The sequence below is a fragment of the Flavobacterium pasteuri genome, from assembly GCF_048286615.1.
GTDB lineage: Bacteria > Bacteroidota > Bacteroidia > Flavobacteriales > Flavobacteriaceae > Flavobacterium.
On the sequence record NZ_JBLVPN010000008.1, the window covers coordinates 1 to 18065 of the forward strand.

Annotated in this window: 20 protein-coding genes; 9 read left to right on the top strand and 11 right to left on the bottom strand. The window is 31.3% G+C overall.

What is annotated here, in order from left to right:
* Nucleotides 1–184: 184 nt before the first annotated feature.
* Nucleotides 185–616, bottom strand: a complete 432-nt coding sequence (locus tag ACNQF6_RS12380) for an META domain-containing protein (RefSeq protein WP_417966219.1) — start codon at nt 614–616, stop codon at nt 185–187.
* Between the two features lie 142 nt (nt 617–758).
* Nucleotides 759–1676, bottom strand: a complete 918-nt coding sequence (locus ACNQF6_RS12385; protein ID WP_417966221.1) for a YihY/virulence factor BrkB family protein — start codon at nt 1674–1676, stop codon at nt 759–761.
* 297 nt (nt 1677–1973) lie between these two features.
* Between ACNQF6_RS12385 and ACNQF6_RS12390 the strand changes: the two genes are divergently transcribed.
* The gene (locus ACNQF6_RS12390; RefSeq protein WP_470303394.1) at nt 1974–2750 is read left to right on the top strand and encodes a superoxide dismutase; all 777 of its coding nucleotides are present in this window, start codon (nt 1974–1976) and stop codon (nt 2748–2750) included.
* Nucleotides 2751–3023: 273 nt separating this feature from the next.
* Nucleotides 3024–4229 carry an LETM1-related biofilm-associated protein gene (locus ACNQF6_RS12395; RefSeq protein WP_417966222.1) on the top strand — a complete coding sequence of 402 codons (1206 nt, stop codon included), beginning with the start codon at nt 3024–3026 and terminating at the stop codon, nt 4227–4229.
* A gap of 27 nt (nt 4230–4256) precedes the next feature.
* Here ACNQF6_RS12395 and can read toward each other — a convergent pair whose 3' ends face one another.
* The 5 genes from can to ACNQF6_RS12420 form a co-directional block, all read right to left on the bottom strand.
* Nucleotides 4257–4892 (bottom strand): carbonate dehydratase, encoded by a 636-nt coding sequence (can, locus tag ACNQF6_RS12400; RefSeq protein ID WP_282712502.1) that lies wholly within the window; start codon nt 4890–4892, stop codon nt 4257–4259.
* An 81-nt stretch (nt 4893–4973) separates the two neighbouring features.
* Nucleotides 4974–5657 (bottom strand): carbonic anhydrase family protein, encoded by a 684-nt coding sequence (locus ACNQF6_RS12405; protein WP_417966223.1) that lies wholly within the window; start codon nt 5655–5657, stop codon nt 4974–4976.
* Between the two features lie 18 nt (nt 5658–5675).
* Nucleotides 5676–7271 carry a SulP family inorganic anion transporter gene (locus ACNQF6_RS12410; protein ID WP_417966224.1) on the bottom strand — a complete coding sequence of 532 codons (1596 nt, stop codon included), beginning with the start codon at nt 7269–7271 and terminating at the stop codon, nt 5676–5678.
* An 87-nt stretch (nt 7272–7358) separates the two neighbouring features.
* Nucleotides 7359–7736, bottom strand: coding sequence for a hypothetical protein (locus ACNQF6_RS12415; protein WP_417966225.1), 378 nt, complete (start codon nt 7734–7736; stop codon nt 7359–7361).
* A gap of 30 nt (nt 7737–7766) precedes the next feature.
* Nucleotides 7767–8246, bottom strand: coding sequence for a Dps family protein (locus tag ACNQF6_RS12420; RefSeq protein ID WP_417966226.1), 480 nt, complete (start codon nt 8244–8246; stop codon nt 7767–7769).
* 94 nt (nt 8247–8340) lie between these two features.
* Here ACNQF6_RS12420 and ACNQF6_RS12425 point away from each other — a divergent pair, with 94 nt between their 5' ends.
* The gene (locus ACNQF6_RS12425) at nt 8341–9282 is read left to right on the top strand and encodes a LysR substrate-binding domain-containing protein (RefSeq protein WP_282712497.1); all 942 of its coding nucleotides are present in this window, start codon (nt 8341–8343) and stop codon (nt 9280–9282) included.
* Between the two features lie 30 nt (nt 9283–9312).
* Here the strand turns inward: ACNQF6_RS12425 and ACNQF6_RS12430 are convergent, their stop codons facing one another.
* Nucleotides 9313–9510, bottom strand: coding sequence for a hypothetical protein (locus ACNQF6_RS12430; protein WP_099716298.1), 198 nt, complete (start codon nt 9508–9510; stop codon nt 9313–9315).
* A 169-nt stretch (nt 9511–9679) separates the two neighbouring features.
* On the bottom strand, nt 9680–10342 hold the full coding sequence (gene mnmC2 / locus ACNQF6_RS12435) for a tRNA (5-methylaminomethyl-2-thiouridine)(34)-methyltransferase MnmC2 (RefSeq protein WP_417966227.1): 663 nt from the start codon (nt 10340–10342) through the stop codon (nt 9680–9682).
* Between the two features lie 301 nt (nt 10343–10643).
* Between mnmC2 and ACNQF6_RS12440 the strand changes: the two genes are divergently transcribed.
* Nucleotides 10644–11711, top strand: a complete 1068-nt coding sequence (locus ACNQF6_RS12440) for a branched-chain amino acid aminotransferase (RefSeq protein ID WP_417966228.1) — start codon at nt 10644–10646, stop codon at nt 11709–11711.
* Nucleotides 11712–11797: 86 nt separating this feature from the next.
* On the opposite strand, the gene ACNQF6_RS12445 is transcribed toward ACNQF6_RS12440, so the two are convergent.
* A complete protein-coding gene (locus tag ACNQF6_RS12445) occupies nt 11798–12190 on the bottom strand; it encodes a pyrophosphohydrolase domain-containing protein (RefSeq protein WP_417966229.1) in 393 nt (130 codons plus the stop codon).
* Nucleotides 12191–12747: 557 nt separating this feature from the next.
* Between ACNQF6_RS12445 and ACNQF6_RS12450 the strand changes: the two genes are divergently transcribed.
* The 4 genes from ACNQF6_RS12450 (at nt 12748) to ACNQF6_RS12465 (ending at nt 15431) form a co-directional block, all read left to right on the top strand.
* Nucleotides 12748–13872, top strand: coding sequence for an SRPBCC family protein (locus ACNQF6_RS12450; RefSeq protein WP_417966231.1), 1125 nt, complete (start codon nt 12748–12750; stop codon nt 13870–13872).
* A 62-nt stretch (nt 13873–13934) separates the two neighbouring features.
* Entirely contained in the window at nt 13935–14477 is a 543-nt protein-coding gene (locus ACNQF6_RS12455) for an RNA polymerase sigma factor (RefSeq protein ID WP_417966233.1), read from the top strand.
* Nucleotides 14478–14510: 33 nt separating this feature from the next.
* Complete coding sequence (locus ACNQF6_RS12460; protein ID WP_417966235.1) at nt 14511–14924, top strand: hypothetical protein; 414 nt, start codon at nt 14511–14513, stop codon at nt 14922–14924.
* A 48-nt stretch (nt 14925–14972) separates the two neighbouring features.
* Nucleotides 14973–15431: a sensor of ECF-type sigma factor gene (locus ACNQF6_RS12465; protein WP_417966236.1), complete on the top strand. Its 459-nt coding sequence runs from the start codon at nt 14973–14975 to the stop codon at nt 15429–15431.
* Nucleotides 15432–15496: 65 nt separating this feature from the next.
* On the opposite strand, the gene ACNQF6_RS12470 is transcribed toward ACNQF6_RS12465, so the two are convergent.
* The gene (locus ACNQF6_RS12470; RefSeq protein WP_417966237.1) at nt 15497–16558 is read right to left on the bottom strand and encodes a sialidase family protein; all 1062 of its coding nucleotides are present in this window, start codon (nt 16556–16558) and stop codon (nt 15497–15499) included.
* Nucleotides 16559–16672: 114 nt separating this feature from the next.
* On the opposite strand from ACNQF6_RS12470, the gene ACNQF6_RS12475 reads away from it, so the two are divergent.
* Entirely contained in the window at nt 16673–18049 is a 1377-nt protein-coding gene (locus tag ACNQF6_RS12475) for a hypothetical protein (protein WP_417966238.1), read from the top strand.
* The last annotated feature ends 16 nt before the right edge of the window (nt 18050–18065 follow it).

The following is an 18065-nucleotide window of genomic DNA, read 5'->3' on the forward strand; positions in this document are numbered from 1 at the left end:
ACAATTTGTAATTTAAAAGACATCGAGTAGTCTTTTTGAGTACGCTTTACATAGCGACTTTCTTGAGGATTTTCCATAACGGTACTTTTTGTGTATCGCTATTTCAGGACTAGACATTATTAGTAAAAGACCGCCTTGTTCCTGAAAACAAGGCGGTTTTTTTATTTATATAAAATTCTATAATTTATTTTTTATCAAAACGCATCATAGCGATATCGCCCATGATAAAATTTAAAGTTTTTCCATCTTCTGAAATGGAGTAAGAATCAATTTTCTCTAAAGTTGATAAGTACACCCTTTCACCTTGACCATCAAGACACATCATTCTGGTTACCGCCATTGGCTCTTTGAAACTGATTGTATTTCCATTAACACTTAATTTTCCCGTGTAATTGTTACAACTGGTATTTCCTGAAAAACGATTTTCTTTTAAGTCAAAGATAATACTAGGTTTTTTATTTGGATATAATCCTCCAAAAGCTATCCTGGGTCCTGTAATGTAATTCAATTCCCAAGTTCCATCAAGTGAAGCTGTTTCATCTGTGATTGTTTTAACCGAATTGCAAGAAATAAATGCTAAACATATAACCGTAAGCAACAGAATTATTTTTCTCATGTGATCCATTTTTGATTTTTATATTTTTTTTTAATAGTTCAAAAACATTGCCAATGTATCTTTTTTAGAAAAAATTAAAAAAAAGAGTCTTACAGAAACTATCTTTTAAAGCCATTAAACCTTTAAAATCAGAAATATAAATTTAACTCTTTTTCACCTCTACAACTTCTACCTTAATTGCGACAGCATACCCATTTGGAATAATTTTATTTCCATGCGCATTAGCATATACTTTAGTGAATTCAGCACCAAAATATAGGATTATTGCCGAATAATACACCCAAATTAAAATGATGATAATGGAACCCGCTGCTCCGTAAACAGTTGCAACAGTTGAACTTCCTAAATAAAATCCAATGGCAAATTTACCAAACATAAAGAAAAACGAAGTGAAACTGGAACCTATCAAAGCATCTTTCCAGTCTATATTTCCATCTGGCAAAGTTTTGAAAATGATAGCAAACAACATAGTAGTTGTTGCAAATAAAATTAATATATTGAAAATATAAAATATATAAACCGTCGTATCAGGAAAATAAACAAGTAATCGCGTGTTGATAACATCCATCACGGTATTAACCATCAAACTCACCATCAGCAAAAAACCAACAGAAGCAATCATCGAAAATGACATTAGCCTATTTTTAATAAATTTCATGACTCCTTTATTGGGCTTTGCTTTTAAACCCCAGATAAAGTTGATGGAACTTTGTATTTCGGCAAACACACCTGATGCGCCTATAAGTAACATAATCCCTCCAAAAACAGCCGCAAATGTATTGCTATCCGACAATTCAATATTCTTAATTGTTTCTTGAATTTGGATTGCAGCTTCATTCCCAACCATCCCATTAATTTGCCCAAAGAATCTTCCTGTGACCGCTTCTCTTCCAAAGAAAAAGCTAAAAATTGACAAAATAATAATTAACAATGGAGGCAACGAAAAAATCGTATAATAGGACAATGAGGCACTTAATTTTATGGCATTGTCATCATCAAATTCCTGATAGGTACGCTTCAGTAAACTCCAACTTGTCAAGGCTATTTCTTTATGTTTCATTTTTATATTTTTAGATTCTTTCAAACGAAAAAATTTAGATATTCTGATTTTCATTTATTTACAAAAAACAGAATCCCTTTTTAATACTATTCTATTTGAAGGTGTTTTCAAAATTACAAAGATATTTTATACAAATTTCAAATGAAATTTATATAATTCCGATACATTTAAAGGTTCTTAAAATATATAGCAAACAAAAACTAACCAAATTTTAAGTCTTTATTAACCCATCCCTATGTTTTAATGTTTAAATTTATGTCCTACTTTAATAACCTTTTTAGGATAAATTTTCAACCTATGGAAAATAATAATACACGAAGAAATTTCTTAAAACAAACTGCAATACTTTCGACAGGAACAATCATTGGTTCTAGCTTATTTAATACTGCTTTTGCATCTGAAAACCCTTTAAAATTAGAAAATCAAATATCGGAATTAGACACTCTCGATTTTAAAGGAAACTATAGCCTTGCAAAATTACCTTACGCTTACGATGCCTTAGAGCCTCATATTGATAAAATGACCATGGAAATTCACTACAGCAAACACCATCAAGCTTATGTGACAAACTTGAACAAAGCTATTGAAACATTGGATGAAAACTTAGTTGAACATTCTAAATCCTTGGAAAGTATCTTCGGAAAAATGTCGAAATTTCCAGAAGCGATTCGCAATAATGGCGGCGGACATTACAATCACAGTTTGTTTTGGAGTTTAATGAAACCAAATGGTGGCGGTACTCCAAAAGGAAAATTAGGCGACGCAATAACTGCTACTTTTGGTTCTTTTGATGAATTTAAGAAACAATTCAGTGATGCTTCCATGAAACGATTTGGTTCCGGTTGGGCTTGGTTAGTGGTTCAAAATGGTAAATTAGTTATCGGTTCAACGGCAAATCAAGACAATCCATTGATGAGTTTGCGTGGCAAAGGATTAAAAGGGAAACCCGTTTTAGCTTTAGACGTTTGGGAACACGCTTATTATTTAAAAAATCAAAACCGCAGAGCTGATTATATTGCTTCTTTTTGGAATGTAGTAAATTGGGATGCCGCTGAAGCTTTATTCAATTCTTAAATACCAATAGAAGCCCAGTTTTAATAGTAATTCAGGGCTTCTTATATATAGACCTCTTGTATCAAAATCCTATTTTATTATATCCATTGTCAATCATTACAATGGAAATACGGCTTGATTCTGAGTGTTTTTTATAAAAATTTATAACAATTAAATTTATCTTGTTTAAAACTAAAAAAACAATACTAATTAATTGTAGTAACTGTGTTAAACTAAAAAGCACTGTTAAAACTACCGCAAAAAAGTATAGCTTTGTACCTTCAAATTAAAGCAATGATTAACCCTTCGGCATCAGGTTGGATAGATAAATTTTTTATTGAACAAAAAATTTCAGAGAAAACGGTTTCTAAAACTACGGATACATTTTATCAAAAAGTTAGAGAAACAGGATTTATTTATGGCCATATAATCACATTTGACACCGTAAATACAATTGACACCAAAGGTTGGTTTAAAGAAGAGATTTCTAAAGTTGCATTATTAAATACGTTATACGGTATTTTTTGTTTGACCAATGACGAAATCAGTTCCGAGAATTTCATAAAACAAACAGTTACGTTTTACAATCAAATGAATCCGCAAGGTTTCAATTTGTTTAAAAAAATACTACCTAAAAATTCCCTTGCCTTAACTCTGGAAAAAATAATTGATGAGCGTGTCCAAACGAACGATAGTATCATCAGTAAAAATTTCTCCCATCTGGTAACCAATGCGTTGCTTTTTATAGATGTTTTGGCTTTTCGCCAATACTTAATACATGGCGAAATTCCGGAAAAATACCTAAAGAAAATTGAAGAGACAATTGTAAATATTGTGACACTCGCTTTAAAAATTAAATCTAAAAAATCACAATATGATGATTTATTGATAAAACTTTTTGAAGCCTCCATACGCTACAGTAAATTTTCCCGAATCTCTGTACAAAGTCTAGAAACACTGCAATTGGATTATTTTACGAATGAATTAGAACAATATTATTTGATAGATATTGCCGGAATGGCTTTATGGAGTGATGGCAAAATAGAGAATAACGAGGCTTACTTTTTGCATTCATTGGCTGAAACAGTATCGGTTTCAGATGATTTTGTAAAGCAAAGCATAGAGAGCACCGATGCATTTATAACGAAATATAAAAAAGAAATACCGTATTTCAACTATTCAAATCCTGTCAAACATTTTTACGATCAAACGACTCAAAGTGTTGTTACGCTCATAAGCCGTAATAAAAACAGATTGATTAAGGAAATTGTGCAAAGCAAAGAGTTAATGGTATTATTAGCCTATTCTACTCGAAGAGATTTGGACGAAAAAGAAAAGAAGAAAGTCAAAAAACAACTGTTGGAAATTTGTAAAACCGTTCCTTCGTTAACTATATTTTTACTTCCAGGAGGTAGTTTATTGTTGCCTATTTTAATAAAATTCATCCCTACTTTATTGCCATCTGCATTTAATGAAAATCTGGATTTGGATAACGAATAAAAAAAGCCGCTAAAAGCAGCTTTATTATTAGAATTTCAGTTGGTATACTTCATCCAAATCTTTATCGGAACTGATGTTAACATCTAAATCTGTTACAAAACCGGAATTAAGTCCGTAAGCCCATCCGTGTAAGGTTAAATCCTGACCGTTCTTCCAGGCGGATTGTACAATTGATGTTTTGGCTAAGTCAAAAACCTGCTCTTTTACATTTAGTTCTACAAAAGTATTAAAACGCTCCGTTTCATCTTCGATAGAATTTAAATAGGTGCTGTGTAAACGATATACGTCTTTTATATGGCGAATCCAGTTATCAATAATTCCAATAGAATCATTCCCCATTGCTGCCTTGACTCCTCCACAACCATAGTGGCCACATACCAGCACATGTTTTACTTTCAAGACATTCACGGCGTAATCCAATACGCTCAACATATTCATATCACTATGCACCACCATATTGGCAATGTTTCTATGTACAAAAACTTCACCTGGTTTTGCTCCTACAATTTCATTGGCAGGAACCCTGCTGTCTGAACAACCTATCCATAATAATGGCGGAGTTTGACCTTTGGCAAGGTCTTCAAAATAATTTGGGTCGCTCGCTAAAGAAGTTTCGACCCATTTTTTATTATTCTCTAATATTTTTTTGTAAAAATCGCTCATAATTATTTTGATTGTTAATCTGATTAATTTTGAATTGTTTAGAATATACAATCAAATTCAAATATATGAAATTTTAAAATATTAATGTCTCAATTCCGCTATTGTGAAACCTAGATTTTCATCATCCTTAATGTATTGAACATCATCATAGAAAACAACTTCGCCTGTTTCAATATTGTGCATGGCTCCAATTATTCCTATCTCACCATTTTCAACCATTTGCTCCAAAATAAAACTTCTTTCAATAATGCTTTTTACACTACGCTTTACGTTAATTTGAGCAACATTCTCTACAAACGAAGGGTTTTTAGCATTTCTTTCCGTTAAAGTTTCCTTTTCTTGATAAACTGCTGGTTGAATTTTTGATAACAATTCAGTAAGATTTCCCATTTCTACATGGTCACAAGCACCTTTTACAGCACCACATTTGCTATGTCCCAGAACAACAATAAGTTTAGAACCTGCTACTTTACAGGCAAACTCCATACTTCCCAGAATATCTGTATTTACAATATTACCAGCAATTCTTACTGAAAAAACATCACCTAAACCTTGATCAAAAATGAGTTCTGCAGAAGTTCTACTATCAATACAACTTAAAATTGTTGCAAACGGCCATTGACCATCACGAGTATCATTAACTTGCTCAAGTAAATCTCTATGCGCTTTTAGATTATTTACAAATCTGTTATTTCCTTCTTTTAATATTTCTAACGCCTTTCTTGGTGTAATTGCAGATTGCAATTCTTTATTTAATGTCTTCATTTATTTAAACTTTATTTGTTATTTATGCTCAACAAAAACGTGTTTTTCTGCCTCTCCAGTATTTTCTAACTGATAGGCTTTTTTAAATCCTTTCAGTTTCACTTTTATATTATTATCTACTGCTCTCGTAGTTTTAAATTCATGGATTAAATCCAAAATATCATGCGCAATATAAACGGTATCTTTTGCATCAATTATTACCTTAGAATTTTCCGGAATATGACTTAATGTCTGTTTGATTGCGGCTTTATTCAAGAAAGAAACTTCTTGAGCCAAATCAATATGAATCACATCACCATCTGCATATTCTTCTTTTCTAAAATAGTAGGCTCTCTTCAGATTTCCTTTTAAAACAAAAATAATACTGATAACAATTCCAAGAGCTACACCTTTCAATAAATCCAAAAATACAACTGCTAATAATGTGGCAATAAAAGGCACAAATTGATACTTTCCTTTTTCCCAAAAATGTTTGAATGTAGCTGGTTTAGCCAGTTTATACCCAACCAATAACAGAATTGCCGCTAAAGTTGCCAATGGTATTTTATTCAAAATTAGCGGAATGGTCAATACACTTATCAATAATAACAAGCCATGAATGATGGTAGACATTTTAGATTTGGCTCCGGCATTATTATTAGCTGAAGAACGGACAACTACGGAAGTCATCGGCAAACCACCCAAAAGTGCACTTATCATATTTCCAATTCCTTGCGCTTTTAATTCCACATTGGTATTCGTATAACGTTTTTGAGTATCCATTCTATCAGAAGCCTCTATACATAATAAAGTTTCTATCGAAGCAACAATGGCTATAGTTAACCCAACCACCCAAACTTTAGGATTCATTACCCCAGAAAAATCAGGAGTTACAATAATTGCTTTAAATTCTTCGAAAGAAGAAGGAACAGGTAAGGAAACTAAATGCTCTTTTCCAATAGCTAAAACACTTCCTGTACCAATGAAAATCTCATTCAAAATAACACCAAGAGCAACAGCTATTAAGGCTCCGGGAACTAATTTTAATTTTTTCAAAAAAGGAACTTTATCCCAAGAAATCAAAATCGCCATAGATACTAATGTAATAACAATTGAACCTATTTGGATATAATCAAAAATACTAAACAGTGCAGAAAAGGTATTACTGCCATCCATTTGTGAAAACGCTTGATCGCCTTCAAAATCATTGTCGTAACCAAAAGCGTGAGGCAATTGCTTCAGAATAATAATAATTCCAATACCCGCTAACATTCCTTCAATAACATTCGTTGGAAAATAATTAGAAATACTTCCTGCTTTAGCGAATCCTAATATTAATTGTATCAAACCTGCTATAAAAACTGCAGTTAAAAAAATATCAAAAGCACCTAAATCCGTTATTGCCGTAAGGACAATTGCAGTTAGACCAGCAGCAGGCCCAGAAACACTTATGTTAGACGTACTTAAATAGCCTACTACTATTCCTCCAATAATTCCTGAAATAATTCCTGAAAATAAAGGAGCACCTGAAGCCATTGCAATACCTAAACACAATGGTAGCGCCACCAAGAAAACCACTAAACCAGAAGCAAAATCAGATTTAAGGTTAGCAAAAAGATTAATTTTTTTTGTCATAATACCAAACTAAAAATTGAATACAAAAAACTGTTCACATGATATATGTGAAAATTGATTTTAAAAAATAAAATCAAAAATTATGTATTAAACTTCGTTTGGTGGTGGAATAAATATCGATGATGTGATATTATCGTGTTTTGATAAATTCTCAGATAGAATAGCGCTGGACGATAATTTTGATGAAGTGACAACTTCAGTGGGAGATTCTAAATAAAAAAAAGTCTTAATTTCTTTGTGTGCATGTTCTTCTTCGGAAACACTATAAAAAATGGAAATATCTGCACTTTTCTCAATCACAGTAACTATTGTTGGAGTGATGAGAAAAGCGATAAATACAATTAAAAATATTTTAGATATCATTTTCATGTGCGCAAAAATAGAATTAAGTTTATTAAATAAGCAATCGTTTCCTAAATTTAAAAAAAAATTAACATTAAATAAAACACAAATACCTTGATTCAATTTATAACACTTGTTTTAATTCTCACTTAGCTATAAACTCTCTTCTAACCAAGCTTGCATCATCCAGATTGTCTTTTCTTGTTCTGAAATGAAATCACTCATCATGGAATTTGTACCTTCATCATTAATTTCTCCAGCTTTTTTGAGAATCTCTCTTTCTATTTTTAATAAATGTGACAATGAAGCAACAATCAAATGCACTGCTTTTTCATCATTTGAAATATTTTTACCTACAACTAACTGATTATTATTTATGTAATCTTCAAAAGTATGAAGTGGTGTCCCGCCAACAGTCAGAACCCTTTCGGCTATTAAATCAATTTTTATTTGGGTATCCGTATATAATTCTTCAAACTTTACATGCAAATCAAAAAAACGTTTGCCTCTGATGTTCCAATGAATTCCTCTTAGATTTTGATAATAAACCTGAAAATTTGATAACAAAATATTCAATTCACTAACAATCAATTCTGATTCTTTTACCGGTAATCCTAAAATATTTGTTTTCATGTCATCTTTTTCAACAAAAATACACAAGAAAACGGTATTTTACACTATAAGTTTAATTGATTGTTTTTATATTTGCATCAGATATTACTATAAAATGACAATTACTCAATTAAAATATGTTCTTGCCGTAGCCGAACACAAAAATTTCACTCTTGCTGCCGAAAAATGTTTTGTAACTCAACCTACATTGAGCATGCAAATTCAAAAAATAGAAGAAGAATTGAGTATTCAGATATTTGACAGAACAAAAAAACCGATTCAGCTTACTGACATAGGTCAAAAAATTGTAAATCAGGCAAAAAATATCGTCAATGAGGCCGATAGAATTCAAGATATTGTAGAACAGCAAAAAGGATTTATTGGTGGTGAATTCAGATTAGGAATAATCCCAACCATTATGCCTACGCTATTGCCAATGTTCTTGAATAATTTCATAAAAAAATATCCTAAAGTAAAACTCATAATCGAAGAGTTAAATACTGATGAAATAATAACAAAACTAAATAACGGTCATCTTGATGCCGCCATTGCCGCAACACCTCTGATGGAGGAAAAAATAAAAGAAATTGTATTGTATTACGAACCCTTTGTAGCATATATACCAGAAAGTCATCATCATTTTCAAAAGAAAGAAATAGAAGTTTCAGATTTAAACTTAGATGAAATCTTGCTACTGCAAGATGGACACTGTTTTAGAGACGGTATTTTAAATTTATGTAAAAATGTAAGTAAAAGTGAAATGAGTCGTTTCCAAATTGAAAGCGGAAGTTTTGAAACTCTTATAAAATTAGCTGATGAAGGTTTAGGGACAACATTACTTCCCTATTTACATACTTTAGATTTGAAAGAAACTGACAAATTAAAATTAAGGCACTTCAAGGAGCCTAAACCCGCCAGAGAGGTCAGCCTAATATTTCCAAAGAGCGAATTAAAAATACAGATAATTGATGCGCTAAGAAATACAATTGCTGGAGTTATAAAAGGTGCTATCGTATTTCAGAATGTTGAAATTATAAGTTCACTACCTAAAAAATAAAAAAAGGAACCGTCTTGCGGTTCCTTTTTTTTATGAATTTACGATTAATAAACATTGTTTTAATTCCGGTTTTCCTATTGTGAAATTTAATAACCATTCTCGCAATTGCTCCATTTCGTATGGTAATAATGTTTTGATTGCTTTTTCTAATTCCTTACAAAAAAGCAAAGGATCAAAACTCACTCTTTCTAAAATTGATTTTGTATAATCATACATAATTTTTGACATAGTAAACGAATATTTTAGTTAGATTTGAATTCTAAAGTGTTGTAAAATTACATTTTTTTCAATTACAACATAACTATTTAACGTAGTTTTAATCTTTTTATTTTTAATTCATGGATTTTAGTTCAAAAAAAAATAAATCACTGAAAACAAACAACTTAAATAGCAAGTATCAACTTTTTCTAGCACGAAACATTTCTCTTTTCCCAGGCGGTCCGGCAAGTTTTTCAACAGTAAAGCCTACTTCAATCATACTCCTTTTTACAACGCCTCTGGCAGCATAAGTAACAAGTACACCATTCGCTTTAAGCGCCTTATACATCTTCTCAAAAATAGCGGTACTCCATAATTCAGGTTGTACTCTGTACCCAAAAGCGTCAAAATAAATCAAATCAAATTGATCTACATCATCAATTTCTTCAAAAAATTGCTTTCTCTTCGTAAGTGAAAAATCTTCTCTTAAAACAATTTTTTCTCCCCAGTTACTTTCATGCATTTTATCAAAAGTTGCACTTTCTTGACTTACATTCAATTCTGTGACATAATTCATCAATAAAACTTCGTCTACTGAAATTGGATACGCTTCTACCCCAACATAATCAATAGATTGCTGCATTTTTTTTGACTCCAGTAAAGTGATAAAAGCATTTAAACCGGTGCCAAATCCTATTTCCAAAATAGATATAGTACTGTTTTGAAATAATGAAAGGCCGTTTTTAATAAATACATGTTGTGCTTCTTGTATAGCACCATGTTTAGAATGATAACATTCATCCCATTCTGCTATGTGAATGGTAGTTGAACCATCAAGTGTTTGGATTATTTCTCTTTTCAAAACTGGATTTTCAGGTTATGTTAGATTAAAAGCTATAATGTTTGTCCAAAATTAATGAAATCTAATATGTTTGTCTCTGAAAAATCGACATTTATTATATAATCGATAGAAATGGGCAATGTTTTTTTGGTTTTTTTAAAATGTAAACAAATCTTAGTTAAGTGCTATAATTAATAGTTTTTTGACAAGTGTTTTGTTGATTTTTATTTAATTTTGCAAAGATGAAACTTCAACTTATAGAAATTCAGTTTTTTAAGCTCCAGTTTGTCATTTAAAAAAAATCAAAAAACAATACATTACTATGAGTACTACTCAAACTAACAAAATTGAAACAATAAAAGCTTCCTCTACAAAAATAAACGAGGTTGATTTTTCAAACTTAAGCTTTGGTTCTGTTTTTACAGATCATCTATTTGAATGTGATTATAAAAATGGAGAATGGCAAAAACCCGTCATTAAACCCTACTCACCATTTTTGTTAGATCCATCTACAAGAGTTTTTCATTATGGTCAAGCAATTTTTGAAGGCATGAAAGCTTATAAAGATGTAAATGATGACGTTTGGCTTTTTAGACCTGATGAGAACTACAAGCGTTTTAATACGTCTGCAGTGAGAATGGCAATGCCAGAAGTTCCTGAAGAGATATTTATGAGCGGTCTGAATCAATTATTACAATTAGACGACGCATGGATTAAAAAAGGAAAAGGTAATTCTATGTACATCAGGCCATTTATGATTGCAACTGGTACAGGAGTAATTGCTAATCCTTCTGATGATTATAAATTCATGATTATTTTATCGCCTGTAACTAGTTATTACTCAGGTGATGTAAAAGTACTTATCGCAGAACATTTCAGTAGAGCTGCAAATGGAGGAATAGGAGCTGCAAAAGCTGCAGGGAATTATGCAGCTCAATTTTACCCAACTAATTTAGCAAATAAAGAAGGTTTCCAACAGGTAATTTGGACTGATGATGCAACGCACACCAAACTGGAAGAAGCGGGTACTATGAATGTGTTTTTTAGAATAAATGATACATTACTAACTGCCCCAGTGAGCGAAAGAATTCTTGATGGTGTGACTAGAAAAACGCTAATTGATTTAGCGAAAAGTGAAGGTATAGATGTAGAAATTCGTTCGGTTTTAGTATATGAACTTGTTGAGGCTGCTCAAAACGGAAGTTTAAAAGAAATTTTTGGCGCTGGAACGGCTGCTGTAGTAAGTCCAATTTCTGGATTTTCTTATCAGGATGTTTATTATGAATTGCCAAAAACTGAAAAAACAATGGCTTTACAACTAAAAACTAAATTAGAAAACATCCAAAATAAATTAGAAGAAGATACTTTTGGATGGACTGTTAAAGTATAATTCTAAGATTTCATAATTTTAAAAAAGCGATTTTCACAATGAAAATCGCTTTTTTTATGCCTTATCAGTAAATAAATATTGAAACACTACTCTTCGTTCTCTAATATTTTAGAGAAATCTGGTTTAAAATAATTAGGTCCTTTCATGACTTTCCCATCTTCTCGGTAAATAGGTTTGCCATCTTCACCTAACTTACTCATATTACTGCGTTGAATTTCGTCAAAAACTGCTTCTATTTTATGCTGCAGACCATGCTCAATTATAGTTCCACATAAAATATACATCATATCACCCAATGCATCTGCAATTTCTACCAAATCATTATTTTGAACTGCTTCAAGATATTCCTCGTTTTCCTCTTTCATTAAGTTGTAACGAAGCGTGTGTTTACTTTCCCCTAAATTAGCTGTAGGAATTTCACTGTGACCTATTTTAAAAGCGTTATGAAATTCTTTAACTGAGTTTATCTGTTTTTGCATCTTTATATTTTGTTAAATGAAAAAGCAAATTAGCAACTATTTCTAAACTATTACCTAAATTTGCGGAAAATAATTTAAACTATGTTTAGTCAAGGTCAATTAGTGTTTGCAGGCTTATTTTTTGTTGCATTTGTTATTGCAGCAATTTATGCCTATCGAAAAGATTTAAAAATCCATAAAGAGTTTTATAAAGGGAATTACAAGATTCTAATAGGATTTGGGGTTTTTATTGGAATTTTATTTTTGATAAAAGTATTTTTTAAACGTTAGTTTTTTTTAGACCTAACAAATGACATCCACTATTTAGTAGACTTTTTATTTAATTTAAAATATTCAATAACAAGCACTTAATAGAACAAAGCACTGTCCTTATTTAGTTTTTCTTCGAAAAAGAATCCGTTGAAAACGATTGAAAATTGTAAATCCAGCTTTGAATTCAATCCAAAAACAAACAGACAAACATTCCTTGTTTAGAAAATAATCTATATTTATTTAACACTTTCGATGACTTGTAAATAAAATCTTTAACTTTACAAAAATTAACAAATCTGTACATTATGAGGATTTTAAAATACTTATTTCTTTTACTATTGCTAAGTTTTGTGGCGCTATCTATTTTTGTGGCAACTCAAAAAGGAGATTTTACTGTAGAAAGAAGTCAAATCATAAATTCTCCAAAATCCACCGTATTTAATTTTGTTAATGATTATAGAAACTGGGAAGATTTTAGTTCCTGGATTGTTGAAGATCCTGAAATGCAAATTACTTATACTAAAAAAACAATTGGTCCCGGAGCTATCTTTTCATGGGAAGGAAAAGAAAGCACAGGTGATATGCTGACTCTTTTTGTAAAAGAAAATGACAGTATTTCTCAAAAAATGAATTACGATGGAACTTCGTCATCTGTTTTTTGGAGTTTTAAGGATACTATAGGAGGTACAAAAGTAACATGGAAAACTAAAGGGAAAATGAGTTTTTCTATGAAAGTTTATACCGCTTTTAATGGAGGTATAAATAAAATTATAGGGGAAATAAATGAGAAGAGTTTAGCTAATTTAGACAAAACTCTTGATTTTGAAATAAATACTTATGCCGTAAAAGTAAACGGATTAGTAAAAAAACTTGGAACGTTTTATTTGAGACAAACCTTTACCAGTGAAATTTCAAAAGTCATTAAAAATGCTCAAATCGTATTCCCAAAAATGATTGCTTTTTGCGAACAAAATAATGTCGAATTAAACGGAAAACCATTTATAATTTATCACACTTATGATCCTGTAAAAGGATTGACTAAATTATCGTTTTGTGTACCTATAAAAACCCAAATCTTAACGAGTTCAGGAAGTGATATTTTAACTGGAAAACTGGAACCATTCGAAGCCATTAAAACTACTTTAACCGGAGATTATTCCCATACGAAAAAAGCTTTGGATAAAGCAACAACACACATTAACACCAATCGAATTGTTCTTGACCCTACATTTTCTCATGTAGAGAATTTCACCATCAGTAAAACAGAAATTAAAAACCCTTCAAAATGGGTTACAGAAATTTACTATCCAATAAAACCAAAAGTAATTCCTGCTACTACTACGTCAACTACAGCTGTAATTAAGGAAGCCGAAGCCATAAAAACGCCTGCACCAGTAATAAATAAGGTAGAAGAACAATCTGAATTTTAATATTATTTTAAAGTTGATTAAACCTTTTTAATAAATTCTATTCAAACTCTTAAATAATCGCTTTGCAAGAAGAAAAGGAATTTATAAATCACTTGTTAGACCCTAAAACGCAAAATCAAGCGTTTCAGCAGTTATTGCAGGATTATCAAAGACCGTTATACAATCATATTCGTAACATTGTTTTGAATCACGATGATGCTGATGATGTATTGCAAAATACTTTTGTGAAAATATTTCAAAATGTAAAAAACTTCAAAGGTGAAAGCAAACTTTTTTCATGGATGTATCGCATAGCAACTAATGAATCCTTGACATTTTTGAAACAAAAATCAAAAACGAGTGGCATTTCATCAGAAACTTTACAAAACAAAACTATTGATAATCTGGAAGCCGACGTTTTTTTTGACGGAAATGAAATTCAAATAAAATTACAGAAAGCGATTGCATTATTGCCTGAAAAGCAACAATTAGTTTTTAAAATGAAATATTTTCAAGAACTGAAATACGAAGAAATCTCAGAAATTCTGGGAACCACTGTTGGCGGATTAAAGGCATCTTATCATCTTGCCGTAAAAAAAATTGAAGCTTTTGTTTCGACAAATTAAACCTTTTAGCTGTAACACTGTCTAAAATATATTATGAAAACATTTAAATTAGAAAACGAACCTAAAATTAAAACTGGATTTAAAACTCCAGACCATTATTTTGAAAATTTTTCAATCAAAATGATGGAGCAATTACCTAAAAACGAGCCAAAAGTAATTTCTATTTTTCAAAAAAGAAAAACTTTAATTATGATGGCAGCAGCAATTTTAGTACTTGCTTTGATGATTCCAATTTTAAGTCCTTCTTCAACAAACACAAAAGAGCTAGACGCTGCGGCTTTAGAAAATTATATTACGTATCAATCTAATGTAAATCAATATGACTTGATAAGTGTATTAGAAACTGACGATATCAATAACATAAAAACTGGTATTGTTTTAGAAGATGATGCAATTGAAGATCATTTGTCTACAAATTCAAACTTAGAAAACCTTATTTTAGAATAAATTAAACTGCAAAGCTTTCATCCAAAGCTGTAATTAAATAAATACAAAATGAACATAAAAAAAATATTACAAATACTGTTGCTATTCGTTTCTTTTAACTTTTACGCTCAAGGCGAAAGCATGAAAGAGAAAAAAGAGCAAATAAAAGCTTTAAAAGTAGCTTTTTTTACCACTGAATTAGACTTAACAACTAATGAAGCCGAAAGATTCTGGCCCATATACAATACATTTGATGACAAACAGTTTGAACTGAGACATCAAAAAATGAAAACGTACATGAGAAGAATGAATGATGGCTCGCTAGATAAAATAACTGAAAAAGAAGCAAATATCTTTTTGGCCCAAATAGAGGATACTGAAGAGGAGTTGTTTTTATTGCGGAAAAAATTCATGCAAAATGTGAGAACAATTTTACCGGCCGTAAAAATAGTTAAACTAAAAAAATCTGAAGAAGATTTCAATAGAAAATTGTTACAGCAATATCGTAACAAGGGTCAAAAAAAATAATTTTTTTTATTTTTATTAGTTTAAAAAAAACCTAAGTTCTTATTGTACAAGACTTAGGGTGTTTTTTATTTAAAACTGATGCGAATCATTTTATTTTGTCCTGCTGCAATTGCTGTGTGATTATCTTTAAACCTGATGGTATTGAGAGTAGAATCAGTAGAAAATTGTTTCCATGAAGTCCCTCCATCCGAGGAATAGTATATCCCTGAGAAACCAACCGTTACGAGCCCTTTACCGTTACTTCCCGGAACATATTGCACACAAGAAGCGTATCCAAAAGCTTGATTTTCTGCTATTAGCTTCCATGTTTTCCCGCCATCAGTTGTGATTGCTTTATTAGAAAAATTTTGATTTCGCACTTCATAATCTCCTCCGGCTATAAATCCATTTTCAGCATCATAAAAATCTGCCGTAAAAATTCCGGTCATAGATTTCCCCTGCACTATTGGAGTCTCATACACTGTCCATGAATTTCCTTTGTCAGGAGAATAAAAAACGCTAGATTTTTTTCCACCGGAAACAATCCACGTATTATTCCCTTTGATGATAATATTAGTGTTGCTTGCCGCAAAAGCTGCTTCTCCGTCCATCACTTTTGGTAATTTATCTGACGGAACTTTACTCCATGAATTTCCGCCATCACGAGTAATAATTACGTTCATACAATCCGCAATTGGGTCTCCCATCGCTATCCCTTCTTTATTATTCCAAAACTGCATACTATCAAAAAACACTTTCTCGTGATTTTCCTGATACACTAATTTTGTTTCTTTTCCGTCTTTTGAAATTTGATATAACAAAGCTGGATTCCCAACATTTAGAATAAAAATATGTTTTTTTGTTTTGGCATTACTTCTAAACTCAAGCTTTAAGGAATCTTTGATAATCTTGCTTTCAAATTTTTGCTTATTATCCAAATTAAAAAAACCAAATCTCCCTTTATCAGCTGCAAACCAAATTTTATTTGTATCAATTAAAACAGCCCTTATACTTATTTTATCTTGAAATAATGTGTCTACTACAATAGACTTAAATTCAACATAAGCATCTTTTTTTACAGCAAAATCAGCTGATTTACAGGATGTCAAAAGATTTGAAATCAATAGAATCAAAAAAAAAGTTTTCATTTTTTATACATTTTATGGCTAATTTACAATTAATAATACGAATAGTAAATAACAATTAAATTAATTGGCACAGTAATTGGATAATCAAAAAAAATGAACTTAATTCAATTAATTATGAAAACGAAACTACTACTATTGAGTTTATTGGCTACTGTTTTCGCAACACAAATACAAGCGCAAGATAGAACATCAGTAAATGCAATGAATAATGAAATCAGTGACAATCTTGATCTGAGAGCTGTTGCTTCTATTTTTGGTGACTCTAGAAATCTAAAGGATTTTGAAAGACGCCTGAATGACCCTGAACTACAAATATCAAATTTAGATTTAAATGATGACAATGAAGTTGATTATTTGAGAGTTATCGAAACTGTCGAAAATCGGACTCACGTAATCATCATTCAATCTGTTATAGATACTGATGTGTATCAAGATGTAGCTACAATTGACGTTGAAAAAGACAGAAACAACAACATCCATGTTCAAGTTGTAGGAGATGTGTATATGTATGGTCAAAATTACATTTATGAGCCTATATATTATAGTACTCCACTAATTTATGCTTCATTCTGGTCTCCTAACTACCGTCCTTATTTTTCTTCATGGAATTGGGGGTATTATCCTTCCTATTATTATGCATGGAATCCATTTCCAATATTCAGATACAGAAATAACATCAACATTAGCTTGAACATTAACAATAATTACAATTATGTTAATTACAGGAGAAGTGAGCGCGCTATTGTTCTACACAGCTCTAGACGTTCAAATGGTTATGAAAGACAACACCCTGATTATTCCTTCTCCAGAAGAAATGCTACAGTAACTAACCGTTATGAATTAGATCAAAGAAGAGGTTCAAGAAACGAAGTTGGTTACTCTAACAGAAGAACAGGAAATCAAAGAGATTATTCTCAAAACAGAACTAGTTCATCAAGAGAAACAACTCCACAAAGGTCAGGTTCATCAAGAGATTACTCTCAAAATAGAACTAATCCTTCGAGAGAAGTAGGTCCACAAAAAGGAAATTCTCAAAGAGATTATTCTCAAAACAGAACTAATCCTTCTAGTAAGGCAACGCCACAAAGAGGAAATTCTCAAAGAGATTATTCTCAAAACAGAACAAGTCCTTCAACTCAAGCAGCGCCACAAAGAGGAAATTCTCAAAGAGATTACTCTCAAAACAGAACCAGTCCTTCAACTCAAGCAGCGCCACAAAGAGGAAACTCTCAAAGAGATTACTCTCAAAATAGAACTAGTCCTTCAACTCAAGCAGCGCCACAAAGAGATTACTCTCAAAATAGATCTAGCTCTTCTAATCAGGCTACGCCACAAAGAGCAGAGTCACAAAACAGAGGTAACTCTTCTAGACAAGAAGCTCCACAAAGAGAAGAATCACAAAGCAGCCGAAATTCCTCAAGAGAACCAGCACCACAAAGAAGTGAATCTCAAAGAGGAAATTCTTCAAGAGATAACAACAGAAGATCTTAAAAAAACTTCAATAAAA